The organism is Salinispora tropica CNB-440, from assembly GCF_000016425.1.
GTDB classification, from domain to species: Bacteria; Actinomycetota; Actinomycetes; order Mycobacteriales; family Micromonosporaceae; genus Micromonospora; species Micromonospora tropica.
Genome location: NC_009380.1, coordinates 3,045,242 through 3,070,799, shown reverse-complemented (window position 1 = coordinate 3,070,799; position 25,558 = coordinate 3,045,242). Strand labels below are relative to the sequence as shown.

18 protein-coding genes and 3 pseudogenes are annotated in these 25,558 nt (G+C 65.4%); 11 read left to right on the top strand and 10 right to left on the bottom strand.

Annotation, left to right across the window (positions count from 1 at the left end):
* Positions 1-239 precede the first annotated feature (239 nt).
* From STROP_RS13690 to STROP_RS13680, 3 genes are read left to right on the top strand one after another with little or no spacing between them, the layout of a single operon-like run.
* Complete coding sequence (locus tag STROP_RS13690; protein ID WP_012013949.1) at positions 240-1,469, top strand: cytochrome P450 family protein; 1,230 nt, start codon at positions 240-242, stop codon at positions 1,467-1,469.
* The gene (locus STROP_RS26035) at positions 1,466-2,482 is read left to right on the top strand and encodes an alcohol dehydrogenase catalytic domain-containing protein (protein ID WP_012013948.1); all 1,017 of its coding nucleotides are present in this window, start codon (positions 1,466-1,468) and stop codon (positions 2,480-2,482) included. Before STROP_RS13690 ends, STROP_RS26035 begins: the two co-directional genes overlap by 4 nt.
* 12 nt (positions 2,483-2,494) lie before the next feature.
* Positions 2,495-3,835: an extracellular solute-binding protein gene (locus tag STROP_RS13680; RefSeq protein WP_012013947.1), complete on the top strand. Its 1,341-nt coding sequence runs from the start codon at positions 2,495-2,497 to the stop codon at positions 3,833-3,835.
* Between the two features lie 104 nt (positions 3,836-3,939).
* Here the strand turns inward: STROP_RS13680 and STROP_RS13675 are convergent, their stop codons facing one another.
* A complete protein-coding gene (locus tag STROP_RS13675) occupies positions 3,940-5,271 on the bottom strand; it encodes a condensation domain-containing protein (RefSeq protein ID WP_012013946.1) in 1,332 nt (443 codons plus the stop codon).
* A gap of 187 nt (positions 5,272-5,458) precedes the next feature.
* Between STROP_RS13675 and STROP_RS13670 the strand changes: the two genes are divergently transcribed.
* A complete protein-coding gene (locus STROP_RS13670; protein WP_012013945.1) occupies positions 5,459-6,703 on the top strand; it encodes an acyl-CoA dehydrogenase family protein in 1,245 nt (414 codons plus the stop codon).
* Positions 6,704-6,882: 179 nt separating this feature from the next.
* On the opposite strand, the gene STROP_RS13665 is transcribed toward STROP_RS13670, so the two are convergent.
* A complete protein-coding gene (locus STROP_RS13665; protein WP_012013944.1) occupies positions 6,883-7,242 on the bottom strand; it encodes a YciI family protein in 360 nt (119 codons plus the stop codon).
* Between the two features lie 447 nt (positions 7,243-7,689).
* On the opposite strand from STROP_RS13665, the gene STROP_RS13660 reads away from it, so the two are divergent.
* A complete protein-coding gene (locus STROP_RS13660; RefSeq protein WP_012013943.1) occupies positions 7,690-9,276 on the top strand; it encodes an MFS transporter in 1,587 nt (528 codons plus the stop codon).
* 474 nt (positions 9,277-9,750) lie between these two features.
* On the opposite strand, the pseudogene STROP_RS13655 reads toward STROP_RS13660, so the two are convergent.
* Positions 9,751-11,050: pseudogene (locus STROP_RS13655) on the bottom strand (IS1380 family transposase).
* 669 nt (positions 11,051-11,719) lie between these two features.
* Here STROP_RS13655 and STROP_RS13650 point away from each other — a divergent pair.
* Positions 11,720-12,100 carry a YciI family protein gene (locus STROP_RS13650; RefSeq protein ID WP_012013940.1) on the top strand — a complete coding sequence of 127 codons (381 nt, stop codon included), beginning with the start codon at positions 11,720-11,722 and terminating at the stop codon, positions 12,098-12,100.
* Positions 12,097-13,407, top strand: a complete 1,311-nt coding sequence (locus STROP_RS13645; RefSeq protein ID WP_012013939.1) for an RNA polymerase sigma factor — start codon at positions 12,097-12,099, stop codon at positions 13,405-13,407. The genes STROP_RS13650 and STROP_RS13645 overlap by 4 nt, the downstream gene beginning before the upstream one ends.
* A 116-nt stretch (positions 13,408-13,523) precedes the next feature.
* On the opposite strand, the gene STROP_RS13640 is transcribed toward STROP_RS13645, so the two are convergent.
* From STROP_RS13640 to STROP_RS13615, 6 genes are all read right to left on the bottom strand, one after another.
* On the bottom strand, positions 13,524-15,074 hold the full coding sequence (locus STROP_RS13640; protein WP_012013938.1) for a 4-hydroxyphenylacetate 3-hydroxylase N-terminal domain-containing protein: 1,551 nt from the start codon (positions 15,072-15,074) through the stop codon (positions 13,524-13,526).
* 79 nt (positions 15,075-15,153) lie between these two features.
* Positions 15,154-16,320 carry an LLM class flavin-dependent oxidoreductase gene (locus STROP_RS13635; protein WP_012013937.1) on the bottom strand — a complete coding sequence of 389 codons (1,167 nt, stop codon included), beginning with the start codon at positions 16,318-16,320 and terminating at the stop codon, positions 15,154-15,156.
* Positions 16,321-16,520: 200 nt separating this feature from the next.
* Positions 16,521-17,678 (bottom strand): epoxide hydrolase family protein, encoded by a 1,158-nt coding sequence (locus STROP_RS13630; RefSeq protein WP_012013936.1) that lies wholly within the window; start codon positions 17,676-17,678, stop codon positions 16,521-16,523.
* A gap of 14 nt (positions 17,679-17,692) precedes the next feature.
* Entirely contained in the window at positions 17,693-19,072 is a 1,380-nt protein-coding gene (locus STROP_RS13625) for an FAD-dependent oxidoreductase (protein WP_012013935.1), read from the bottom strand.
* A 29-nt stretch (positions 19,073-19,101) separates the two neighbouring features.
* Entirely contained in the window at positions 19,102-19,521 is a 420-nt protein-coding gene (locus tag STROP_RS13620; protein WP_012013934.1) for an SgcJ/EcaC family oxidoreductase, read from the bottom strand.
* Between the two features lie 158 nt (positions 19,522-19,679).
* A complete protein-coding gene (locus STROP_RS13615) occupies positions 19,680-20,852 on the bottom strand; it encodes an acyl-CoA dehydrogenase family protein (RefSeq protein ID WP_012013933.1) in 1,173 nt (390 codons plus the stop codon).
* A gap of 320 nt (positions 20,853-21,172) precedes the next feature.
* Between STROP_RS13615 and STROP_RS26390 the strand changes: the two are divergent.
* Both STROP_RS26390 and STROP_RS26190 read left to right on the top strand, forming a co-directional pair.
* Positions 21,173-21,324 (top strand): annotated as a pseudogene (locus STROP_RS26390) (radical SAM/SPASM domain-containing protein); the annotation flags it as partial.
* 276 nt (positions 21,325-21,600) lie between these two features.
* Positions 21,601-21,810 (top strand): annotated as a pseudogene (locus tag STROP_RS26190) (MFS transporter); the annotation flags it as partial.
* Between the two features lie 138 nt (positions 21,811-21,948).
* Here the strand turns inward: STROP_RS26190 and STROP_RS13610 are convergent.
* Complete coding sequence (locus STROP_RS13610; RefSeq protein WP_012013931.1) at positions 21,949-22,869, bottom strand: TIGR03084 family metal-binding protein; 921 nt, start codon at positions 22,867-22,869, stop codon at positions 21,949-21,951.
* Between the two features lie 458 nt (positions 22,870-23,327).
* Here STROP_RS13610 and STROP_RS13605 point away from each other — a divergent pair, with 458 nt between their 5' ends.
* Positions 23,328-23,858 (top strand): DUF5987 family protein, encoded by a 531-nt coding sequence (locus STROP_RS13605; protein ID WP_050765068.1) that lies wholly within the window; start codon positions 23,328-23,330, stop codon positions 23,856-23,858.
* Entirely contained in the window at positions 23,855-25,507 is a 1,653-nt protein-coding gene (locus STROP_RS13600; RefSeq protein WP_012013929.1) for an FAD-dependent oxidoreductase, read from the top strand. Before STROP_RS13605 ends, STROP_RS13600 begins: the two co-directional genes overlap by 4 nt.
* The last annotated feature ends 51 nt before the right edge of the window (positions 25,508-25,558 follow it).

Here is a 25,558-nt window from a genome sequence, read left to right as displayed (position 1 = left end):
CCATCACTGAGATCGGCGAGAGCGCTTTCGAGGAGGAGGGGTTAGTGCGCGAATAGACAGCCGTAGTCTACCGTTCCGCCCGGGGTAGGTCAGACCTGGTTACGCATTAATGTGGAAGACGTCGCGATCCTTTTAGCCTGGGCATTCTACGCCCGCCAGACGCAATCCTTCCTTCGCTGCGCCGGACGGATTTCAGTTCCCATTAACTGCCACGTCTCTCCTGATTGTTGAGGTGTAGTATGAGACGCCGCTGTCCTGTAGTGATCGACCCAGCCGGCACGGACATTCATGCAGAGGGTGCGCGTATTCGCGCCAACGGGTCGGTGTCCCAGGTGGAACTTCCCGGTGGAGTGCTGGCCTGGTCGGTGACTGGTCAGCAGGTTGCCCGTAAGGTGCTCTCCGACCAGCGGTTTTCCAAGGATCCACGCAAGCACTGGACCGACTACCTCGAGGGCCGGATAGGCCAGGACTTTCCCCTGATCGGGTGGGTTCTGATGGATAACCTGACCACAGCGTACGGTAGTGACCACAGTCGGTTGCGCAAACCGTGCGCCAATGCGTTCACGCCCCGGCGGGTGGAGGCGCTGCGTCCAGCGGTGGAGCGTGCCGCGGTCGAGCTGCTCGGCGAGCTTGCCACGGTTTCGCCTACGGAGTCGGTGGACCTCAAGGCCAGGTACGCCCACCCCTTACCATCACGGGTGATCTGCGACCTGTTCGGAGTGCCCGAGGAGGATCGCGAGGAAATGCTCCGTGGTGGTGAAGTCAATGTGGACACGCGGGTGTCGGCCGAAGAGGCCGCCGCGAATGTTGAACGCTGGCATCAGCAGATGCTCGACTTCATCGAGGAAAAGCGGCGAAATCCCGGCCCGGACCTGACCAGCGACCTTATCGCCGCGCAGCAGGCCGAAGGTTCCCGGTTGACCGACTCGGAGATGGTCGGGACGTTGCACATCATGCTGGCGACCGGGACCGAGCCAGTGAAGAATTTGATCGGCAACGCCGTTTTCGCGCTGTTAACCCACCCGGAGCAGCTTGACCTGGTTCGCTCTGGCAGAGCAGGCTGGGACGACGTGATCCAGGAGACGCTGCGGATGCAGGCGCCGGTCGCACACCTGCCGTTCCGGTTCGCAGTCGAGGATGTTGACATTGATGGTGTCACGATCCGGCGAGGGGATCCCCTGTTGGTAAATTTCGCGGCCATCGGCCGGGATCCCGACGTGCACGGCGATACTGCCGCAGAGTTCGACATCACCAGGGCGGACAAGGAACACCTTTCTTTCGGCCATGGCGTCTATCGCTGTATCGGCCAGCCCCTCGCCCTGCGCGAGGCGGAGATCGCACTACGCATGCTCTTCCAGCGCTTCCCGAACCTCGTGCTCGCGGTGCCGCCCGAGGAAGTCACACCGCAGCCCACCTTCATCATGAACGGGCTGGACACGTTGCCTGTGCTACTCAAGGGGCGTGCATGAGAGCTGCGGTGGTTTCTGAAGCGGGCTCCCCTTGGGAGCTCCGGGAGGTTCGCACGCCGGAGCCGGGCCCGGGCGAGGTGCTGATCCGGGTACGCGCCAGCGGCGTGTGCCACAACGACGTGTGGCTGACCAACGGTGTGTACCCGTTCCCACCGATCAGGCCCATGATCGTTGGACACGAACCGGCCGGTGACGTGGTCGCCGTGGGTGCCGGTGTCACGTCTCGAATGGTTGGTGACCGGGTCGGTGCCACCTGGGTGCAGGGTGGTTGCGGTAGGTGTGACTATTGTTCCCTGAATCTGCCGGCCACTGGACAGACGGCGATGAATTGCGAGTCACCGGTGCTTACCGGAATGACCGTACAGGGTGGTCATGCCGAGTTCATCGCGGTGCGCGCCAGCAGTACAGTCTTACTTCCGGACGGCGTGTCCTATGAGCAGGCTGCCCCTGTTATGTGTGCCGGCTACACCGCGCTGAGCGCCCTGCGCGCCGCAGACCCTCGGCCGGGAGACCGGGTGGCGGTCCTTGGCATCGGCGGCCTCGGGCACCTGGCGGTGCAGTTCGCGAGCGCGTTCGGGCACGAGGTAGTCGCGATCACCCGGTCCTCGGACAAGCACGACCTAGCCCGTGCGCTTGGTGCGTCGGCCGTCGTATCGAGCGGCGAGGAGTTGCGTGCGGCAGGCGGTGCCGACATCGTCCTGGCGACTGGCACGTCCTATCCCGCTGCCAGCGAGGCGATGCGGGGTCTGCGGGTGAACGGCCGCATCTCGCTGGCCTCAATCGATCCCCACGGCGCGTTCACGATTGATCCTTCCGAACAGTTTTTTGCCAAGGGGCATCGGGTGTCGGGTGCCAGCCACGACGGTCTGCAACACCTGGATGAGGCGCTGAAGCTAGTTGCGGCGGGCAGGGTGAATCCAGTCACGGAGTCCTTTGCCTGCACAGACATCGCCGAGGCCATCGACAAGGTCGACAAGGGCGCTGTCCGGTTCCGTGCGGCCATCACCTATTAGGGACAACAACGTATGACACAGAACACCGATCCGACGGTCATCACGATGTGGATGCCCCACTATCCGGTCATACCCTGGTTCATGGGCTGGGTTACCGAAGTCGCGAAGACCTTCAACCACACTCATCCCGACTACCGGGTCGATATCGAGGGATACGACTGGTACCACCTGCCCAACGCAATCCACCAGGCGGCGCTGCAGGGCAACCCACCCACGATCGCGCAGTACTTCTACACCTCGACCCAGGAGGCGTACGACACCCGGAGGGCCGACGGCTCACCGCTGTTCACCTCGGTCGAGCGTGCGCTCGACGGTCGTACCGAGATTCTTGGGGAGCCGGTCGTGCTTGATGACCTGCTGCCGGCGGCCCGGGAATACTATGTCTACGACGGCGCAGTCGCCGCGATGGCACCGCTCACCTCCACGACGCTGCTGTATGCCAACATGACGCAGCTTGCGGCGGCCGGCATAGCCGACGTACCGAGAACGTGGCACGAACTCGATATTGCGTGTAGAGCAGTCGTCGCGCAGCGCGACGGGCCGCCGCACGCCATCACCTGGCCCAACCATGGTTGGCTGTTCCAGCAGTCCGTTGCCCAACAGGGCGGACTACTCGCTGATCATGACAACGGCCGGTCCGGGCGGGCTGAGACCGTCAATCTGGCGTCCAGCGAAATGATGGCCTACGTCCGGTGGTGGCAGCGGCTGCATCGAGACGGCCACTACCTATATCTGGGCGATGGAAACGAGGTCGACTGGGAACGCAACTTTCAGGCGTTCGCCGAGCAGCGGGTGGCGTTCGTGCTGACCACCTCGGTCGAGTCGACGCGCATGGCGGACGCCGGTAGGCGTGGGGGCTTCGACGTCAGGGCCTGCCGGATGCCCCACAACGGAGAGGTCCCGTACGCCGGCAATGTCATCGGCGGTGACGCGCTTTGGCTGGCGAGCGGCATTGACCAGGCCACCCGGGATGGCGCACTGGCGTTCATCCAGTTCCTGAGCAGCCCGGCCAACGCGGCCGCGAGGCATCGCGAAACCAACTTCATGCCGGGTACCAGGGGCGCTATCGACCTGCTCGACGACCAGGGTTGGTTCCTGGAGAACCCACACCACTGGACAGCCGTAGCACAACTGGAGGCCAACGACGGTACAGCGGCCGGTAAGGGTGCCCTGCTTGGCGACTTCGCGGCAATCCAGAACGTCATGACCAGGGCAATGCACGATGTCCTGACTGGTGGGGTCAACGCCGACGAGCGGTTCCAGCGGGCCACCGCCGAGGCGCAGCGTCTCCTCGACAACTACAACGAGTACTGCGCCGGTCAGCGGCCACGCGGGCATATCCTGATCCACTGATCCACTGATCCACTGATCGGCTGATCGGAATACAGCAGCGAGCCCCGGGGTCCCACCGCCCCAGGGCTCGCCTGCTTTTAGTGGTCTGCTGTAGTCCCTGCTGATCACCAGGTCAGCGGTGCCGATGAATCAGCGACACTCTGACGCAAGATGGAGACGTAGTCAGCTGCCATCGCGGAGATCGTGCCTTCGTGGAACAGGTTTCTATTGAAATTGACGGCTACCACGATGTCACCTGCTGGGTCGAAGTTCAACGTCCACAGCGCACCGTTGGGGACATCGCCGCCGACAGGTTGAGACCGGACCCGCCGGCGTACCTCAGTGTAGGCGAGGTCGCCGATCATGCTGCCGTCGAGCAGGAGTGGGAACGGGAATACCTGGAAGACACAGGCGGCCCGATCATCCTCCAACACGGGCTCCATAAGGTGCGGAGCCTCATCGAGGATCTGGGCGATGTCGTGTGAGTAGGCTTCGAGGCAGTTCGCCCGGATGCCGTTGACCAGCTCCCCGAAGTTGCGATATTCGGACAGCTGACTCCGTATTGGAAGAAAATTGAAGAACAACCCGACCGTATCCTGGAAGTCCTCATCGCCGCGCCCCGGCGTGAAGGTGGGCACAACGACGTCGGTCGTGCCGGACATCTGGTGGACGAGTCGCATGAACCCGGCCAGCAGCACCATGAACGGTGTGCAGCGATGAGCCCTCGCGACCTTCAGCACGGCCTCGGCCACCTCGGTGTCGATGAGGAATCGGAAGACCGAGGTTGACTCGGGGAGCCCGGCCGACTTCGGGATGTCCGTCGGCAGCGAGAGGATTCGCCCCCCGCGCAGGGTCTCCCGCCAGTATCGGCGCGATGGATCCAGCGCTGGACTAGCGTGGCTAGCCTGCTGACGGACCGCATACTCCCGGTAGGGCCGCGTTGGCGGAAGCTCGCCGACGTCGAAGCCACGTAGGGCAGCGTAGCGGTGTACGACATCCCGGCTGATCACCCGGACCGAGAAGCCGTCCGCAGCCATGTGATGAACGGTCAAGACCAGAAGGTGGTCTCCCTGCTCGAACCGAGCAAGGAGACCCCGGATGAGGGGAAGTTCGCGAATGCTGATCGTGCTCGACTCGACCTCCGTGATCAGGCGATCCACGATGTCGTCGCGATCTGCTTGGTCGACATGCGACATATCTCGGGTATCGAGGACCACCGGGCTGGGCGGCAGCACCCGCTGGTAGCTCGGCTCTGCATCTCGGACGATTTCCGTGCGTAGGGCCTCATGTCGGGCTACCACGTCGGTCAAGGCGGCGCGCATGGTGTCCACATCAACCTCGCCGCGTATCCGCCAACCATGGACGATGTGGTTGTGCGGACCAAATGCTCCCTCCTCGTCGCCTCGATCAAACTGACACATGAACTGCTGGTTGAATGACAGCGGAATCTGTTCCACCCGAGCCCCCTCCGAAGTCGGCGTGCAGAAGCTAACAACTATGGCGTCGATCCCACTTCTTTGACATTGCTGAGTCGGGATCTCCATGCCGCGTTGCGCCAACAGAGCAATGCGGGAGATGTTTGCCGGGGCGTAACGATGAGATCATCGCCTAAGCAGCTTGTCGAGATGAGGGAGCCGTTCAGCGATGACCGTCACCAGAAGGGTTCCAGGCCGGGCGCCTACTCTGCCACCAGAGCCGGACCTCACGCCTGCTGAGGTTGTCGCCCGGGCAGAGGACATCGGTCCTCTTCTCGTCGAGCGCCAGGGCGAGACCGAAAAGCGTACGTACTATGCCGTGGACACGCACACCACATTCAAGAATGCCGGCTTCTACCGGATCCTGGTTCCCCGCCGCTACGGCGGCTACGAGTTTGGCGTTGATACCTTCCTGCGCGTGGTCATGGCGCTTGCCAGGGGCTGCCCATCCACCGGATGGATGTACTGCCTCGGCGCAACCCACGCCCTCCAGGTGGCGACGCTGTTTGACGAGAAGGCACAGGCCGAGCTGTTCCGCGGCGGCGACTTCATCTGCCCCGCCACCATCGTGCCGAGTGGCGCGGCTGAGCGCGCAGCGAACGGCGACTGGATTCTTAACGGCACCTTCCCCTACTGCTCGGGATCGCCGTACGCCACTCACTTTCTTGGGCACACCCTGCCATCACAGGCCGAGGGAGAACCTCCGGCACCAATGTTGTTCGTCGCTCCACGCGAGGAATGGCGGCGCCTGGACGACTGGGGGACTCAACTCGGTCTTAAGGGAAGCGGATCGCACAGCATTCACTTCGAAAATGGTCGGATCGCCGAGCATCTCACGCTACCTGGCACGCACATGAGTGAGGTTGATGTATCTACCACCCCAGGTCGCCAGCTCCATGGCAATCCAGAGTACGGTGGCGGTCCGCTGAGCTTTATGCTGCTCGAAGTCTCCGCGTTGGCAGTTGGCATGGCGAAGGGCGCGTTGGACGCCTACGAGAATTTGATGCGGAACCGGACCACGCTGTTTCCGCCGATCGTCAGGCGGGCGGAAAGTCCGGACTTCCAGTGGTGGTACGGCCAGGCGGCAGGCATGATCGCCACGGCGGAGGCAGCCGTTCTCCAAGCGATCGGACAGTGGAGTGCCCAGTCAGCGCGTAATGTCGCGGGGTTCAGTCGGGAGGAGGATTTGCGTCTCGCCGCAATTTGCCGGGAGGCGATCCGGCTCGCGTGGCATGCGGTCGAGTCACACCTGTTTCCCACGGCCGGCTCGAGTTCGGTTCGGCAGGGGGAGCGGATCGAACGGGTGTGGCGTGATATGTCCACGATGCACAGTCATGCCGGAATTGGTGTCCTACTGGCCTCGACAGCCACCCGGGAACTTGCCCAGGCGCGCTTCGGTGTTGGCGAAAGGTAGCCGGCCCGCAGTATGCGGTTCTTCGAGGTCGAGCAGGCTCGCGGCTGGCGATCCCGGGGTGTGGACCGGATCGGTGCGACAAACGTTCTGGGGCTATCGGCGCGATGCGGCACCGGTGAACGTATTGCGAAACCCGCCGCCCAGCGACGGCGGGTCCGACAGGAGCCCGTATCTGGGAACTATTCGGCACCGGCCTCGAATGCCACCGGGCGCACCTCGACCCCGGTGTACTTCGCCTCCGGAATCTGCGCAGCTAACTCGAGCGCCCGCTCCTTGCTCGCCACGTCCACGACATAGTAGCCACACATGAAGCCAGCGGTCGTTGGCAGGTATGTCCCGTCGGTGACAGTCGATTTGCCATCACGTACACGCACCGTCGAACTAGTCGACGGATCGCCCACCGCTTTGGTTGCGACGAACTCGCCTGATTCCCTGGTCAACTTAATGAACTCATCGTGTCCTTGGATGGCTGAATTCTGGTCGTCATTGGTGAGCGCCTCCCACGCCGACGGGTTCATGTGTAGCAGCAAAAATTTCATGTCCACTCCAAGTGGCGTTGCGTACTGGCGTTGCAGTCGTCGGGCATCGTCCAATTTCGGCCCGCGGATGGGTGGCGACGCATGTGCGTCGGTAGCCCCCAAGCGCCGTCAAGCTACCAGCCATCGAAGCGATGTCGCAACGATCCGTTAGTTGGTTCCAATGATTCATGTTGTGGCGGGCGGCCGCCGGCGCGGTCCCACGAACTCGGTGCGGCTCCCGTACGTCTGTCGACCAGGAAGCCGGCAGCTTCGATGATTATCATCGATTGCGCGGCTAGCGTATCCGCAGTCGACGTCGGGACTCGGTCACTGCCGGCGGCGCTGACCAAGCCCACAGCCCCTGCCGACCTCCGCTGTGCGGATGTCGAGAAGCCAACGTCAGCCTCGACTTGTCTGTGACGGCTGGCTCGTCCGGGCGGACTGGTCCGTGAACCTGAAAGGACTGACATGAACGACACGATCCCGGCCAGGGCCGGGCGACGGGAATGGATCGCGCTGGCCGTATTGGCCCTGCCGACGTTGCTGGTCTCCATCGACATCTACAGCCTGCTCCTCGCGCTTCCCAACCTGACGGCGGACCTGGGCGCGAGCAGCGTTCAGCAGCTCTGGATCACGGACATCTACGTGTTCATGCTAGCCGGGTTCCTGATCACGATGGGCACGCTCGGTGACCGTATCGGTCGTAGGAAGCTGCTACTGATCGGAGCCGCAGCGTTCGGCGTCACATCCGTCGTCGCGGCGTACTCCGTCAGTCCCGAGATGCTGATCGCCACCCGTGCCCTGCTCGGTGTGGCCGGTGCGATCCTGGCACCGTCGACCATGTCACTGATTCGCACCCTGTTCCGGGATCCGAAGCAGATGGGATTGGCGATCGGTATCTGGGGGCTCTGCTTCTCGGCCGGCGCGGTGATCGGCCCGGTTGTCGGTGGTGCACTGCTGTCCCACTTCTGGTGGGGCTCGGTCTTCCTGCTCGGAGTGCCGGCGATGGTGCTGCTGCTTGCCGTCGGCCCAGCCCTGTTGCCCGAGTACCGAGACCCGAACGCCGGCGACCTGGATCTCATCAGCGTGGCGCTGTCACTGGCTGCTGTACTACCGTCCATCTACGGGCTCAAGGAGCTGGCGAAGAACGGTTGGCAGGGAGTGCCGATCGTTGCCATCGTGATCGGGATCATCTTCGCTGTGCTCTTCGTCCGCAGGCAGCAGCGGCTCGAGAACCCGCTACTGGACCTGCGGCTGTTCGCAAGCCGGTCTTTCACCGTAGCGCTCATCGGCCTGATGTTCGGCACGCTGCTGATGGGTTCGATCATGCTGTTCGTCACCCAGGATCTGCAGTTGGTAGAGGGCCTGTCGCCGTTCGATGCCGGCCTGTGGCTGCTGCCCGCCGTACTGGCGAACGCGGTGTCGTTCATTGTGTCGCCCCTGCTTGCCCGCCGCTTCCGGCCGGCACACGTGATCGGCGTGGGTCTGGCGATCTCCGTGTCTGGGCTGCTCGTGCTTACTCAGACTGACGCCATGTCGGGCCCCACCACCCTTGTGACTGGGTTCACACTGGTCCTCTTCGGCGCTGGGCCCCTGGTGACGCTGGGCATTCAACTGATCCTGGCCTCGGCGCCGGCGGAGAAGGCTGGTTCAGCTGCCGCCCTGAACGAAACCGGCGGCCAGTTCGGCTTCGCCTTCGGGCTTGCCGTGCTCGGCAGCATCGGTTTCGCGGTGTATGACAGCCGCTTCACCCCACCTGCTGATGTTCCCGCCGGCGCGGCCGATACCGCACGGGAGAGCCTCGCCGACGCAGTGGTTGTCGCGCGTGACCTGCCTCCGGAGCAGGCCGACGCCCTACTCGCGTCGGCACGGGAAGCGTTCGTCTTCGGGTTGCACCTAGTCAGTGCGATCAGCGCGGTGGTCCTCGCGGTCGTCGCCCTGCTGATCGTCCGGCTGCTACGCGGGGTCGCCCCGACCGGCACCGCGCCCGACGACGAGAGCGCCACGAACGACGCCCCACGCAGCGAGGAGAAGCGTGCCATGCTGGGGGACTGACTGGGTGGCGGCTTCGTCTGCGCGGACCGGTGGGTTAACCGGTGGTGGCGGGCTACCGGAGGGGGAGGCGGAGGCAGTGGGTTAGCGCCGCCGATTGTCGAAGGCTCCGGGACGGCCACTCGTCGGCTGTGGCCCTTACACCATCCGCTAGTCCGGACCGGTGCAGCACCAGCGCGGGCTGCACCGGGTTCGGTTGACTTCGGCGTCGTTCCGGTAGATCGCGACGGGCTTCGGGATCTCTGAGCCTCGATCCACCGACGCGGTTCGCGCTGAGCGCGGTTGAGTAGTTTCGGTGTTGGGTGGTTCTGGGGTAGGGCGGAATGGCCGATGAGGTGATCGGCTTGCTCCGGGTGGTCGTCGGGGCTGGGGTGGGATTCGTGGCCTGCGGTCGGGCCGCCTGGTGTCGGTGTCGGTGTGCCGTGGTCAGCCGGGTGCCGGTTAAGCGGCGGTGAACAGGCTGTCGAACGCGGTCTGTCAGGGCTGCGGTAGGTGCAGGTGGATGGTGCGGGCCCGGTGTGCGAGGCGGGCGGCGACGGTGATGATCCGGGCCCTGATGGTTGCCGGCCGTGCGGTCGGCCAGGCGCCGGCGGCGAGGTGTCCGGCCGCGCGGGTCAGGTTGTGGGCGATGCGGGTCAGGTTGTGGGCGATGCCGGCGCAGGTCAGCCAGGCGTCGTTGGCGCTGAACTGGCCGGAGGGCAGGTGGGGGAGGGGGCCAGCGGTCAGGTCCGCGTTGACTTGTTCGGTGATCGCGTGCTGCCGGTGCTGGGCTTGGGCCTGGACCAGGGTGTAAGGGCTGTCGGTGAACACCGCGGGATACCGGCGGTCGGGTAGGAGTTCTTCCTGGCCAGCGGCCCGGTTGGGGTTGTCGTGGCGGATCCGGCGCACGATCAGCCGGGCGGTGACGGCGTGTCGGGTGCCGGCGAATGCGGTGTAGGTGGTCTCGGTGATCTGCGCGTCGGAGATCCACCGCTGTTCCTGCTCGTCCCAGACGGCCTGCGGGTACCGGATGTCGATCCACTGGTCCTCGCTGATGCCCGCGTAGGCGGTGCGGGTCTTGGCGTCGATGCGGGTGGTGACCGAGAACCGCACGCCATGGCGGCGGCATGTACTGATGACGGTCTTGGCGTAGAACGCCGAGTCGGCCCGTACGACGATCTCGCCCGAAGCACCGCAGGCGCGGGCGGTGCCGATCACCTCGGCGTTCATGCTGGCCGCGCCGCGAGCGGAGCCGGTGTTGCCCGAGTGCAGCCTCGTGGCGGCGGCGACCGGCGTACTCATCGGCGTGGACAGCGTCGCGACCAGGGGGTTGTAGCCGCGCAACCAGACGATGTAGCCACCGACCTTCGCATGACCGAACCCGATACCCTGTTTCTGCTTGCCGTGGACCCGCCGCAGCATCTAGTCGATGTCCACAAAGCACCGCGTGTCGGCGCCGGTCAGCAACGGCACCCGCCCGGCTAGGCCGATCAACGTCTGGCGGGCGGTGGCCTGCAACTGCCGTACGTGCCCGTGGGCGAACGCGCGCAGGAACGCCCCAGCGTCGACGGCGCGTACACACTGCCGAACAACGACCGGCATCCCGCCGTGCCGGGCCACGTCGAGGTCCTCGATTCTGTCCGCGCCGGCCAGCATCCCGGCCACGATCGTGGCGACCTTCCCGGCCAGGTTCGCGCCCTTGTCCGTCGGCACGCCCACCCCAGCCCGCGACCGTGTCATGTAGACCGGCCTGCTCGGCAAGCCGCATCACCGGCACGAGACCGGTACACGACACCAGATTCGGATCATCGAAACGTTACGGCCGTCATCGGCGCGCCCCATAGCGTAATCTCACCTGCGAGGTGCCCTCTCGAACCGGCTGATAGAAGCGTCGTAACTCCGATCTTCCCAGTTCAGAGGGCACTTCTATCTCCGGGGTCCCGTCGAGCCGAGCTTCGTCGGTGGATCGAGGCTAAGACCCGTCTCTGCAGGTGGCTTACGCTGGCGGACGTCGCTGACGGGCTCTATCCCCAGGTCACCGGGGGATAAGGCTGCTCTGTCTTGCGGGTGTCGATGATGGTGTGCCCTCGGCCTGCGCCAACAGTCGCCACGCGGTTGGCCCGGCGAGAAAGGGCCGTGGTACGACGAGCCTGGTAGGCTGCACAATGATTCCAACCGGTGCGAGAGGAGCCAACCTCGGCCCTTACCACAGACTCGGTCCTTAGCCACAGACCTGTCGGAGTTTCCGCTACTCAGACCGGCTGAAGAGGGAGCTTCCCGCCGGCACGAGCGATCCGCACGGACCGTGCTATGGACTACCTCCGACCAGGCGGCAGGGGTTCCTTGCTAACTGTTACCCCGCCTTTGTCTGAAACGTTGGTCCCTGTTCGGGGTGCCGAATGGCAGTCAGTTGTTCCGTAGGGTTGACCAGTGAAGCGACACCCACCAGAGCGTTTGCGGAGGGGACATGAAATATCTTCTCATCATTCAGATGAATCCCATGACCTGGGAATCTTTGTCCGAGGCTGAACGTAGCAGGATCGCCGAGAGCCAGAACGCGTTTATCGACACCGTCACTGCCTCTGGGGAGTTGGTCGCGGCCCACGCTCTGGCGGATCCGGCACAGAGCTCGGTGGTCCGGGGTCGTACCGGGGCATCTTCGGTCACGGACGGTCCGTTCTCGGAGGCCAAGGAGTACATGGGCGGCTTCTACGTGGTCGACTGCCCGAACGTCGAGCGGGCCCGGGAAATCGCAGCCATGATTCCGGGAACTGAATGGCTGCCGGTAGAGGTCCGGCCGGTGGTGTTCACGGCTGGCTACGGGTTGGAGAAGCCGGAGACAGCATGAGTGACGATCAGGATATCGAAAGGCTGCTGCGCCGCTGCGCGCCGACAGCTCTCGATGCACTGGTCCGCCGGCACGGGCAGTTCGACCTATGTGAGGACGCACTCCAAGAGGCGCTACTGGTCGCCGCCACGTCGTGGCCCCAGCGCGGCCAGCCGGACGAACCTGTCGCATGGTTGGTCAAAGTCTCCAACCGCAAGCTGACCGACTATTGGCGCAGCGAGCATGCACGACGTCGACGTGAGGACATCGTCGCCGCGCAGGAGGCTCCGGCGCTGCGACATGCTCCTGGTGCCGATGCGGAGCTACTTGCCGACACACCGAAACCCGCACCGGATGACGAGCTTGAGATGCTGCTCCTCTGCGCGCATCCCGCGTTGTCCGAACTCAGCAAGATCGCCCTCGCTCTCCGCACGGTTGGTGGACTCACCACCGCGGAGATCGCCCAGGCCACGATGGTGACCGAAGCGACCATGGCCCAGCGCATCAGCCGCGCCAAGGCAACGGTCCGTGCCGCAGGTGCCTCATTCACCCGGTCCCACCGCGATCGGGAGGACCGCCTCGCTGCTGCGCTGCACGTGCTGTACCTGATTTTCAACGAGGGCTACACCGCAACCATGGGTGAGAACCTGATTCGAGCCGACCTGACTGTGGAAGCCATCCGCGTGACTCGTCAGCTTCATCGGCTGCTGCCCGATGATGGTGAAGTCACCGGGCTGCTCGCACTCATGCTTCTCATCGATGCGCGGCGGAGCGCGCGGACCACCGAGGACGGACGCCTGGTGCCGCTGGCCCAGCAGGATCGACGCCGTTGGGATTACGGCGCCATCGCCGAAGCGGTGAAGCTGTTGGAACACGCCTTGGCGACGGCCCCCCTGGGGCCCTACCAGCTCCAAGCCGCGGTCGCTGCCGTGCATGCCGAGGCGGCAAGCGCCGAGGAAACCGATTGGCAACAGATCGCCATCCTGTATGGAATGCTCGAACGACGATCGGGCAATCCCGTAGTCACGCTGAACCGTGCGGTTGCGGTTGGATTCGCACACGGGCCCGGTGCTGGTCTCGCCGTCCTCGATTCAGTGGCCGACGATGTGCGCCTACGTCGTAGCCACCGACCGGACGCAGTCCGCGCCCACCTCCTCGAACGACTCAACGAACACGCCAGTGCACGTGAGCACTATCGCCGCGCAGCCCGCGCGGCGCACAATCAGTGTGAGAAGCGCTATCTAGAGGAGCGTGCTGCCGATCTGACGGCGGTTGAGCCGACCACGTCGTCCGACTCCGACCGGGCCCTTGTCACCATCGGTGCCTGATCTGGTGGGATTTCAGCGCGCCGTCAGCCAGCTGTCGACCGGACATGAAGCAGTTTTCGTGTCTCCCCGTCCTTGTTGGGAGTGCCACACCGACGTCATAAAGCTCGCTTGGATATTCAGCCGTTGAGTAAGTTCCTACGAATTTCTTTAAGGCTCTCGAAAGATGAGAGATCCGGAACTGTCCATCCGTCCTGGTCGTATTCCTCGAGGCAGCGGTCCACAAAGGCTTTATGTTGGTCGAGCTGCCCGTCCGCGAGCTGCGCGGACAGTAGTTCCACCCTCGTGTTCTCGTGGCTTCCCGCGTAGTTCCGCTCGTAGAGTTCGTGTCGTCCGCCGAATTCCGACCCTACCGCGTCCCATAGTAGCTTCATCACCTTGACCCGAGTGACCGCGTCCGTACCTCCCGAGCCACGCAGGTATTTATCCAGGTAGGGCCCTACACTCTGATGTGCAAAGTCCTCGGCACCGGAGTTGACGAAGATCAGGCCACTGGCCACGTCCTGCAGGATGATCTCCCGAACTCGTGGATAGCCGACCTGCATGAACCACCGGTACGCGAGGCCGTAGTCCAAATTCGGCAGAACGGCCCCATTCTTCCACTGAACGGGATTGCGAGCGGCAGCATCGGACAGGCCCCAGAATAGATTGCGCCAGGCCAGTACCTCGCCGAGTCGACTTTGAACTCCGCGGAAGTCCTGGGTCCCACCGATCTCAAGTGCCTTGGCTAGTAGGCCGGCAAGGAACTCCAACTTCACTGCCATTCGGGTGCAGCCGTGAAAAGTGAAGCGTTGAATAAAGCCGGACTCGGCACCGAATAGATGTACCTTACCGATCTCGCCGTAGATGAATACGTTTTCCCATGGAATGAGGACCTTGTCGAGAATGAGGATGGTGTCGTTCTCGTCCAGTCTCGATGAGAGCGGGTAGTCGTACGGGCTGCCCATCACCGCGGCCGCAGCGCTGTAGGAGGGGCGGCAGACTAGCTTCACCCCGGGGGCGTTCATTGGCAGTGTGGCCACCAGCGCAAATTCCTTGCGCTTGATGGGCAGCCCGTAGTGGGCGATGAAGCTGTAGTGGGTGAGCGCCGAGCCGGTCGCAACCACCTTGGCGCCGCTCACGATCAACCCGGCGTCGGTTTCTTGCTCCACGTGCACAAAGACGTCGGCTACCTCGTCCGGCGGGCGGTCGCGGTCGACCGGCGGGTGCACAATGGCGTGGTTCCAGTAGAGGACCTTCTGCTGGGACTCCCGATACCATCGGCGTGCGTTGTCCGCGAACGGTGCGTAAAATTCTGCGTTTGCGCCCAGCGTGCCGAGGAAGGATGCCTTGTAGTCCGGGCTGCGTCCCATCCATCCGTAAGTCATTCGGGCCCAGGCCGCGATCGCCTTCTGGTCTGCGATCAGGTCGTCCGCGCTGTGTGGGGTGGTAAAAAACCGATGGGTGTAGCCGGGTTCACCGGTGTCTGTCGGCCCGGTCAGCACGCTGCTCTGCTCGGAATCATGCATGGCGTCGTACAGCCGGGCAGTCATCCTGATCGGGTTGTGGAAGGCCGGGTGTGTCGTGACGTCCTTCACTCTCTCCCCGTACAGGTAGACTTCACGGTCGTCACGCAGACTCTCCACGTATTCGCCACCGGTCAGTGGACGGGTTCCCGCCGGCCCGGTCATGGTTTTACCTCGTTTCCACTAGCTGCATGTGGCTTTGGGATGTTGGTGCGCGGATGGCCCTGCCCGTTATCCAGTACGGTCAACCCAACAGCAGTTCCTCCCTCGCGGCCGCGAAGAGGTCGGGTGCCACGTCCTCCGCCAGGGCCTTTGCGGTCTGCCACCCGATTTCCTGCCGGCTGCCCACCCCGCCGCAGAGGACGATGAACCGTCGCATGCCGGCGGACAGCAGGGCCTCCAACTTCGCCTTGACCGTCTCCACCGATCCAACGAGTGCGAACGGGTTCTGGATATAGGACTCGGCCGGCGCCTCCAGTAGGGCTTTCATCTCTGGTGTCTCGAGCCCCGCCAAAGACGACAACGATGTCTCGCCGGGCTTGATGGTGCCGGCGAGGCGTCCGGTATGTCCTGCTACGGCCTGTACATGGTTGATGAAGCCCTCACGAACTATGTCGGCGGCCTCCTGGTCGGTCTCCGCAATAGCTGTGAAGCATGTCGCCGCCACATTCGCCATCGAGAGATGGTGCCCGTTTTCCTGTCCGATCTCGATATAGCGGTGCAGGCGTGGGATCGTCTCCTCAATCGTTATCGGTGCCATGCCGCTGGCGGTAGGGTTGATGCTTAACCCCGTGAACACGCACATTCCTCGGCGTGCCGCGGCAGCCAGAGACTCCTCTGTTCCTGCTGCGGACCACAGCGGCACACGCCGTTGCACCGGCCGCGGCCACGCGTTGACGGTTGCCACCTCGGCGTCCTGCAAGAAGGCCGCCTGCATCGGCCTAAGATCAGCTTTCGCCACTGGATAGTCGATTTTATTCAAAACACCATCGATGAGGTCGATGGCGTTTTCTTGTTCGGTCCGATCGCCATGTCTTCCGAGTCCGACCTCGAGTCTTCCGCCGGACAACACATCGACCATCGCGAGCTGTTCTGCGAGCTCCATCGGGTGATGCCATAAGGGAATATTCGCCCCGGAGACTATTCGGGCTGATGTCGTCTTCACCGCGAGCGCGGCCATCATTATGACTGGATGGGGAAGCGGCGACGACGGTCCGAAGTGCTCCGGCAGGCTGACGCCGGCGTAGCCAAGGCCCTCCGCCTCAACGCAGTGGTCGAGGTAGCTCTCGTAGAGTTCTGTTGCGAGCTTGCCGTCCCACTTTTCTGGCTCCACCGAGCCGGGGGGAGAGTAAGTGACGTTATCCCAGTAAACGAACTTGACGATATTCGGGTCGTTAGCGAGTGCGCTCACGCTCCAGCACCTTTCTCCGCTTATGGCTGCCCTCTGCCCGCCAATCTATGGCGCTTGTGCCGCCAGCTCACCCTCTAAATTGCTTAGTTGTGGGCTTTCCGGCTTTCGTCGTGTGTCGTTCTGGGGACGTGGCGGCTTCTCATCGGGTCGCGACGCCTCCGACCGCTGTGCTGGCTGACGACCGGCGTGGCCGTCGTGCCTCAGGGCAGCGGACGGATGAAGTGCCGGATGTCGTCAACCAGCAGGGCGGGCTGCTCAAGCGCGGCGAAGTGACCGCCCCGGTCGAACTCGGTCCACCGGCTCAGGGTCGGCAGGATCCGTTCAGCCCACCGGCGTACCGGCCGGACAGCGTCGGCGGGGAAGACCGCGACCCCGACCGGCATGGCCAGCTGCCAGGGACCGGCCCAGGTACGGATGAAGTCGGCGTCGAGCCGTTGGGACTCGTAGTAGAGCTGGGCGCTGGAGCCCGCAGTGCCGGTAAGCCAGTAGATCATCACGTTGGTTAGCAGCCTGTCCCGGTCAACGGCGTCCTCCGGGGCTTTTGTCGAGTCGGTCCACTCCCAGAACTTCTCCACGATCCAGGCCAGCTGCCCGACCGGGGAGTCGGTGAGGGCGTACGACAGGGTCTGTGGACGGCTCGACTGGAGCTTGCGCCAGCCGGCACCCTCCTGCTCGAACGTTTGCGCAAATTCCAACCGGGCCCGGTCCGCTTCGTCCAACCCGGCGATCAGCGTCGAGTCCTCGGGAGGAAAGGTGACGAACATGTTGACGTGTACCCCGGCCACGTGCTCGGGGTCGGCCAACCCCAGCTCCATGGAGATCGGCATGCCCCAGTCCCCACCTTGGGCGACGTACCGGTCGTACCCGAGGCGGCGCATTAGCTCAGCCCATGCCCGGGCAACCCGTCGAGTGTCCCAGCCGGTCTCCCGGGTCGGACCGGAAAAGCCATATCCGGGGATCGACGGGACTACCACGTGGCAGGCCTCAGCGGAGTCGCCGCCGTGTGCCACCGGGTCGGTCAGCGGCCCGATCAGGTTCAAGAATTCCACGAAGGACCCCGGCCAACCGTGGGTGAGGATCAGCGGGGTGGCATTCGGCTCCGCCGAGCGGACGTGCACGAAGTGCACGTCCGTGCCGTCGATCTCGGTGATGAATTGTGGGAAGTCGTTTAGCCAGCGCTCCGCGGCCCGCCAGTCGTAGCGGTTCCGCCAGTAGTCGGCCAAGTCGCGTAGGTAGTCCAGCGGCACCCCGCGCTCCCAGCCGATTCCGGGTAGTTCGGTGGGCCACCGGGTGGCGGCGAGCCGACGCGACAGGTCGTCGAGGTCAGCCTGGGGGACATGGATCCGGAACGGGCGCATCGGAACCTCCTGGGTCAGGCCCGGCCGCCGAGCAGCTCACTCTGGGCGGCGGGTGTGTTGGCGCGGGGGCGGCTGTGCCGGAGCACCCGGAGCAGGGTCGCCGGGCGCATCAGTGACGACGGTGGGTCGATCAGCCCGGCCACCCGGATGAACGCATCGGTCAGCCGGGCGTCCCGAGTAGCGGCCCGTTGCAGCCGGGGCACATAGGCGTTGGCCAGGCGGATCTTCGCGGTACGGCGGCCCTCGACTCCGGCGTACCCAAGGTCGGCGCCGGCGGAGAAGTCCCAGGGAGAGGCGAGTTGAGCGGCGAGGTCGCGGAAGAAGGCGAGCGGTTCTGGCTCGCCACGCCGCAGCTGCTCGGCGAGCACCAGTGAGCCGAGCGCGGCAGCGGTCATCCCCTGCGCATAGATCGGGTTGAAGCTGCACACTGCGTCGCCCAGCACGAGCAGGCCGGTAGGGAAGCTGGTCAGCCGTTCGTAGCGGCGGCGCACGCTGGCCGGGAAGCGGAAGGTCACCGGATCGTCGATTGGTTCGGCGCCCCGCACCGCCTGGTAGATCTGCGGCACCGGCAGCGACCGGACAAAGGCCAGGAAGCCGTCGGGATCGGTGGGCGGGTGGTCACCGAGCACCCCGGTCAGCGACAGCTCGACTCGGCCGTCGTTGCCTGGCATCCGGTAGAAGAACGCGCCCCGCGGGCTGGCTGGGGTGGCCGCCGGAATGATTGCCAGGTCATCGCCGAACGGATCTTCAGCCAGCCGATAGTGGCGGGTGGTATAAGCCAGGTCGACCTTGACCCGATCCTCCGTTGGCCGCGCGTAGCCAAGTTCCTCCAGCCACGCCGGGGTCCGCGAGCCGCGGCCCGTCGTGTCGATCACCAGATCGGCGTCGAGCACCTGCTCCTGGCTGCCCGCGGCGCGGCGCTGTACGCGTGCCCCGGTTACCCGTTTGCGGTCCGGAGTAGTGACCAGGCCGACGATGTCGTGTCGTTCCAGGATCCGTACGTTCGGTAGGGCCTGCACCCGGCTGCGGACCTGGTGCTCCAGCACCGGTCGAGTGGCGGGTGCCGAGAGCAGCCCCGACCGCGACGGAAGCATGCGTCGTCCCTCGACGTACCAGCGGATGTCACCGCTGAAGTCACCCGGCTTCACCCCGGCGGCCTGCAGGTCATCAGTGAGCCCCGGGAAGTGACTTTCCAGAATCTGGTGTCCGCGGGCTACCAGGCCGTGGGCGTGCCGGCCGTGCGGCACGCCCTGGCGGTAGCCGGTCACCCCGGTCACCTCGTCCCGGTCTACTAGCAGCACCTCGGCGTACCGGTCGGCGAGCACCCGGGCAGCCAGCAGGCCGCCCATGCTCGCGCCGAGTACCACCACTCGGCGGGTGGAATGGTCGCCCATGGCGTCACCTCTCGGCTCGTGTGCCGCGCTCAGGCGCGGTGCATCGGAGAGTTCTGGTACGCGGTGAGTAGCCATTGGCCGTCCCGTCGGACCAGTAGCCAGCTCGCCCGTACCGCCCGCTCGGCGGCCGGCTCGGTCTCGCCCGGTGCCAGCACACCGCCCTCGGTGAGCACCAGTACGGTGTCCTCGGACAGCGGCTTGAGGGCGGTCGGGGTGCCGGTCACCCGGGTGCCCCGGTACGGCCCGCCGAACGCCTCGACCATGAAGTCGCGGATCTCGTTCCGGCCCTGGCGGAGCACGCCGGGCAGGATCATGCTGCCGTCCTCCGCGAAGGTTGCGGCGAAGGCGTCTGCGTCGTGGGCCGCCCAGGCCGCCATGATGCGTTGCGGTACGTCCTGCACTGCGGCTTGGTCTTCGGTACTCAGCTTCTCAGCGATGTTGTTCGACATGGTTCTGGTCCCTTCCACAGGTTTCGGGAAAGCCCGACGGGCCGGGTCGGCTCGTCGACGTACGACCGCCGTCGGACCCGGTCGGGACAGGACGACACCGGCGGCATCCGGTGGCGCGGGTAGGACGTTCTGAGTGGGATGGGAAAGCGTCGGTCGAATCAGATGTAGACCGTGTTCGGGCCGAGACCACAGAGGAGCCGGCCGTACAGCTCTAGGTTGGTGTTTGGGTGCATGATCGCGTGCAGGTTGAGCGTCTGTACGTCGCGTTCGATGCGCTGAATCGGCACGTCCTGGTAGATGGACGACCCGCCACTGGCGGTGTTCAGCAGGTCGACGGCCTCCTTCGACCGCTGGCAGACCGCGCCGAGGTCCAACCGGATCCGGGCTCGCTCCTCCAGGGTCAACTCGTCACCCGCGGTGGCCTTTCGGTCGAGCAACTCGGCTGTCCGGTACGCGTGGAAGTCGGCTTCGTCGATCTTGACGGTGGCGTCGGCGACCTGAATGTGGGTAATCGGTGCCTGGCTTTGGTCGGCGTAGTCCGTGTAGGTGATCTTCCGGCCAGGTAGCCGCTCGAAGAACACCTCCTTGGCGGCCTTCGCCAGGCCCAGGCAGCTCGCACCGACCGTGGTACACGCCATCGACATGAACGGGACCCGGAAGATCGACGCACCGGCGTTGGAGTTGGTCAACGGCGCACCCTGGATGACCGGCCCCATCGGCAGCACCCGATGCTGCGGTACGAACAGGTTGTCGGCCACCGTCGTGACGCTGCCGGAGCCCCGCATGCCGGCCGTGTGCCAGTCATCGATGATCTGGAGGTCGTCCATCGGCAGTGCCACCATCACCGGCTCGTGGCCACCGTCCGGGGTGGCCAGCACAGCCGCGTTCGTATTCCAGTGGCTCTGGGCGGCTCCGGTGTTGAACGGCCACCGACCGTTCAGGATTACTCCGCCGTCGGTGGGCACGGCCATCGCGCCAGGGCTGAGGATTCCACTAACCCGAACATCCGGAGTGGAAAATATTTCTTCCTGCGTTTCGTCCGGGAAGAACCCGACCATCCAACTGCTGATCGTCCAGACGGCCACGGTCCAGCCGGTAGAGCCGTCACCACGCCCCAGTTCCGAGACGACGTCAACGACGGTGCCCATCTCCGACTCGTAGCCGCCGTGGCGGCCTGGCAGCCGTAGCTTAAGTAGACCGGCGTCGGTAAGCGCCTCGATCGTCTTCTCCGGCAGCCGGCGCTGCTGCTCGGCGTCCTGGGCGCTCTCCCGGAGCATGGGCACCAGCTCCTCGGCGCGGCGGGCGAGCTCGGTGCGGGTCGGGACTGCCATTGCTTCCATCGAACCTCCTGGTCGGATAAGCGGCTGACACGGCAAACAGGTGGTGTGAAATGAGCTGGTAGTCACCGGAAGTGAGCCTCCGGAGACAGTGTCGGCGGCACCACCGACCCTGGCATCCCCCTCGCCGGTGCGCACCTTTCGAATTGCGACGTCACCTGCTTGCTGGGACCGGTGAGGAATGCTCGGGTGGGCCGGCGAGGCGGCGGCAGCCCCGGCCTGCGCGGAGGCTCCCGTCCAGCGGGAACGGGGAAGGGGACCTGGAACACGGGGCTGCTGGATTGAATGAATCATAACTTCGGTGACCGATATGTTTGTCCGGCCAGCCGCCTATTGTGATCTGGGAGTCCACCAGGCGTGCCCGCTCGTCTGCCCACACCGTCGGGCCTCCGCCCGCGCTGACCGGGACCGAGCTGAGCTGAACACCGAACAGGCCATCACACTGATGCAGGTTGCCGAGTTCGGAGGCAGATCAACGCGCGACATCTGCCGGGATTCGGCGCTGTTCACTGCGCTGGGCGACCCGGAGCGGCTCAGCGGCCGCTGCGGTGTCTGCGAGTTTCGCACCGCCAGCGGATCACGGGCCCGGGCGTACGCGGTGACCGGCGAGCGCCCGGCTACCAGGCCCAGCATGTCAGCCGGAAGCAGTTCCGTGAGTTCCACCAGATCCTGCGTGGTGCCGAACGGATGTTGATCGACGCAGCGCGTACCAGCCGGGTGACCCGGCGATCTGGTATTGCCGCTCGGCCTGGTGGACGGTGCCGGCGGGCTCGGCCTGGCAGTGCTCGGCCTGGTACTGGTCTGCCTCGGGTCGGCCCCGGGGCGGAACTGGTTAACGACCTGATCATCGGTGCCGCCACCACAGTGGGCCGGGTTCGCATTGTTGATCTCCGAGGCCAGTATCGAACTCGGTGTTGGTGTCCCGTCACGCAGCGTCGGCACGGCGGCCTACGCCCGCTGAATGTGGCAGTTCTACCCGGACCACGTGGGACACCGACCGCGCGTAGCCAGCGCCCGGGGCCACGGGAAGTGGTGGCTGACGGCCGTTCCGACGGGGTGACCCGGTTACGGGCCACCCCGCCCCGATCGGTTAGCTCCGGACCGCCTCAGCGAACTGGCCCGGTTCTCGGCCTGGGCCGGCCGGCCCCCGGTACGCCTGGGCGATGTCCAGCCACTGGTCGGCCACCGTGCCGGATGCCCGCAGCGCTAGGTCGTTGCGGTGGCGGCGTCGGCAGACGAGCAGGCAGAAGTCCCATGCGCTGCCGGTCACCAGCTCCGTCGAGTCCTCTGGACCGAAGGTCCACACCTGGCCAGACGGGGCGGTCAGCTCGAAGCGCAGCGTGGTCTCCGGCGGGGTGAGCCCTCGGGCCAGGTAGCCGAAGTCCCAGGTACGGACGGCGAAGCCGACCAGGTGCCCGACCCGGTCAGTGGGCGTCCGGCGGACCTGGAGCGTGTCAGCAATGTCCTGCCCGTGCCCGAACAGCTCCATCATTCCTGCGGCGGCGAGGACTCCCGGCGGCAGCGGCCGTACCAGCCACGGCACCAGCTGGGTGGGCGGCACGGCGGCGAGAGCCTTCTCGGCGGTGGTGCGCTCGGCCCGCCACCGCCTCAACAGCACCTCTGGCGGATCGCTGAGGTACTCCGAGAGAGCGGCCTCCACATTGTTGTTGAAGTCCCCGCTGAGCCGGGACACCATCGTGGTGAAGGCGTCCGGCTGGGCCGCCGCCATCCCGGCGAGGCGGAACGTGGCCGCCAGGTGGGCGATCTGGTGTGCGATCGTCCAGCCCGGAGCTGGGGTCGGCAGCGACCACTGCTCGGGCGTCAGTCCGGCCACCAGCCCGTCGAGCTCCTTTCCCTCCGCCATCAGGGCGGCGATCACATCCTGCTGCTGATCGGTCACGTCGTACCCCTTCGGTTGTCCGGTTGTCGAGACGGCGGGGCCGGGGTCGCCCGGCTCCGCTTCTAGCCCGCCGAACTCGGCCGGCAGGCGCCAGGAAGGGCCGACCAGCATGACCAACCCGTAGCCGTCGCGGCCACTCGGAGGAGAGCGCCCTGGGGCGGGATGCCGCGGACGATCGTGCGGAACCTGTCCCTCCTGGCCACTGCTTTGTCAGTCAGGCTATCGATGTTTCCGATTCGGTCCTTCTTCAAATTTGCGGAGCTCTCAGTAGTCATCAGATCCGCAATTCCTGTCGCAATCCACATCGGTTTGTGCGACGTGGTGTCCGCGTTCGGAGTAAACCCTGGATGCGCACATCCGAAGATGCGTACCGTTGGCGGCTGGGTGCAAGCTTTAGCGGCGGAGACCGAAGCCCGTGGACACCGAATCGGGTGCGCTTGCCCTGGCCGCAGTAACGTTTCGCCCTGACGCTGTCCGGCCGGCCAGCCCGTCTCCCATCGTCTGATCCCTGACATTTGTCAAAGGAGGGATGGCCCGTGCACGGCAGCGTCCAGGACGATGCGACAGAAATGACGCTTGAAGCATTTGCCGATACTATTTTGCCAGGGGAGAAGCGCTTCCCCGGTGATGTCACGGTGGCCGGCGCGGCCACGGGTGGTGGGGCGGTTGCCTCCGGGGCCGTCGCCGTGCTCCGTACCGACGAGGGCGGCATGGCTCCCGCGCTCGACAACCTCGCCGAGGCGCTCAACGAGCACGCCGGCGGCTACGCGGCCGAGCGTGAACTGAGCCTCGCCCCCGCGATACCGCCATTCGTTGCCCTTACGTTCGCCGATCGCACCGCGCTGGTGGCGCGGTTGACCGACCCCACCCATTCCGAGCGGGACATCTGGGTCAGTCTGGCGATGTTCAGCACGATCGCCTTCGACGCCGCGGCGCATCTGCACACCGTTGACGCGCTTGCTGCCGGGCATCCCGGAATGAGCACGATGGGGTTCAAGCCGCCGCAGGCTGATGGGCTGTGGCGCTTCCCTGAGTTCTCGTACGGCCGGCAGCTCGCCCGCCCTCACCCCGACACGACACCCTCAGGGAGCCCGGCATGACGGCCATCGAGAGTACCGACGTTGTGGTGGTCGGCAGCGGGTTCGGCGGCGCGATCACCGCATACCATCTAGCCGCGGGCGGTGCTCGGGTGGTGGTGTTGGAGCGTGGTCCGTGGCTGACGGGCCAGGACTTTGACCAGGATTTCAAATTCGGGGCTTCCTCGACCCGGGCCTTCGACTTCACCGTCGGGGACGGCATGAGCGTGCTGGCCGGCAACTGCGTCGGTGGCGGCAGTGTTGTCTACTTCGCCGCGATGCCGCGTGCTCCACGCTTCGTCTTCGAGCGGCACGGCAGCATCGGTCGGCGGATGTGGCCGGCCGCGGTCAGCCGCGACACCCTTGAACCGTGGTACGACCGGGTCGCTGAGGCGTTGCCGGTTACCGGCCAGAGCTGGTCCGATGTGCCGTACTCAGGTGGTCTGTGGGCGGCGGCCTGCGACCACGCCGGGCGCACGGCGAACCCGGTGCCGGTGGCGATCGACAACCAGCGGTGTGTCAACTGCAACTGGATGATGTCCGGCTGCCGCTTCGATGCCAAGCGCTCCCTGCTGCTCAACTACCTACCGGCCGCGATAGCTCACGGCGCCCACATCCGACCCCTGCACGAGGTGCAGCGGCTTGAGCGGACTGATGGTGGCTATCGCCTGCATTACACAGTAGTCGATGACGTTGACTACCGGGTGGAAACGGGCGGCGGTGCGATCGATGCGAAAATCGTGGTGCTGGCATCGGGAGCCGGGGCCACCCCGGTAATTCTGCAACGTTCCGCCGAGCTGCTCGGCCCGATGCCCGCGGCCGTGGGTCGCTACTTCTCCGGAAACGGGGAGCGGCTGAACACCGCGGTCGTCAATGAGGACCGGGTGCGCGACGTGCTGGGACTCAGCCGTTCGGACGGGGTGCCGTACGAGGCATACCAGATTGGCAAGGGGCCGTGCGTGGCCAGCTGGGACCGGCTCGACGGATCGTTGCCGGAGTACCTCCGCTACTCGCTGGAACAGCTCTACTTCCCGCCCGGGTTCGGCACCATCCTCGCCCAGGTTCCCGACGCCACCGGGCCGACGTGGTTTGGGGCGGAGAAGAAGGAACTTCTGCGCCACTGGAAGTCCTGGCTGACCATCTTCACGATGAGCGAGGACGACAACGAGGGTGTGTTTGGCCCGCCGCCGCCTACCGGCAACGCCGTTCGGGTCTCCCAGCAGATGTTGGGACGGGGGGCGCTACGTTACCGGCCCACCGAGAATACGCTGCGCGGATGGGCCGCCTCTGACGCGGAGGTGCGGGATATTCTCGAACGCGACGGCCTCGCCCGGGTAATGCCGTGGACCAACGACGTGGTCGGGGCGTATACCGTGCACCCACTGGCCTCGTGTCGCATCGGCGACGACCCGGCCACCTCGGCACTGGACGACCGGCACGAACTGCGAGGTCACCCCGGCATCTTCGTCACCGACGGCTCGGCGGTCCCCGGGGCGTTGACGGTGAATCCCGCCATGACCATCGCCGCGCTGGCCGAGCGGGCAATCCCCGCCATCGTCGAAGCCGCGCGGCAGCGCGGCGTCGCAGTGCGGTACGGCGCGCCGTCCCCGGATGGCGCCACCGCTGGCCGGAATGCCGTGTTGCCACTGGTGAGCGGCGGTACCGGCCGCTGAACCAGCGCTACCCGGGCGGCAGGTTGGTGTGCCGCCCGGGCCCCCGACGGT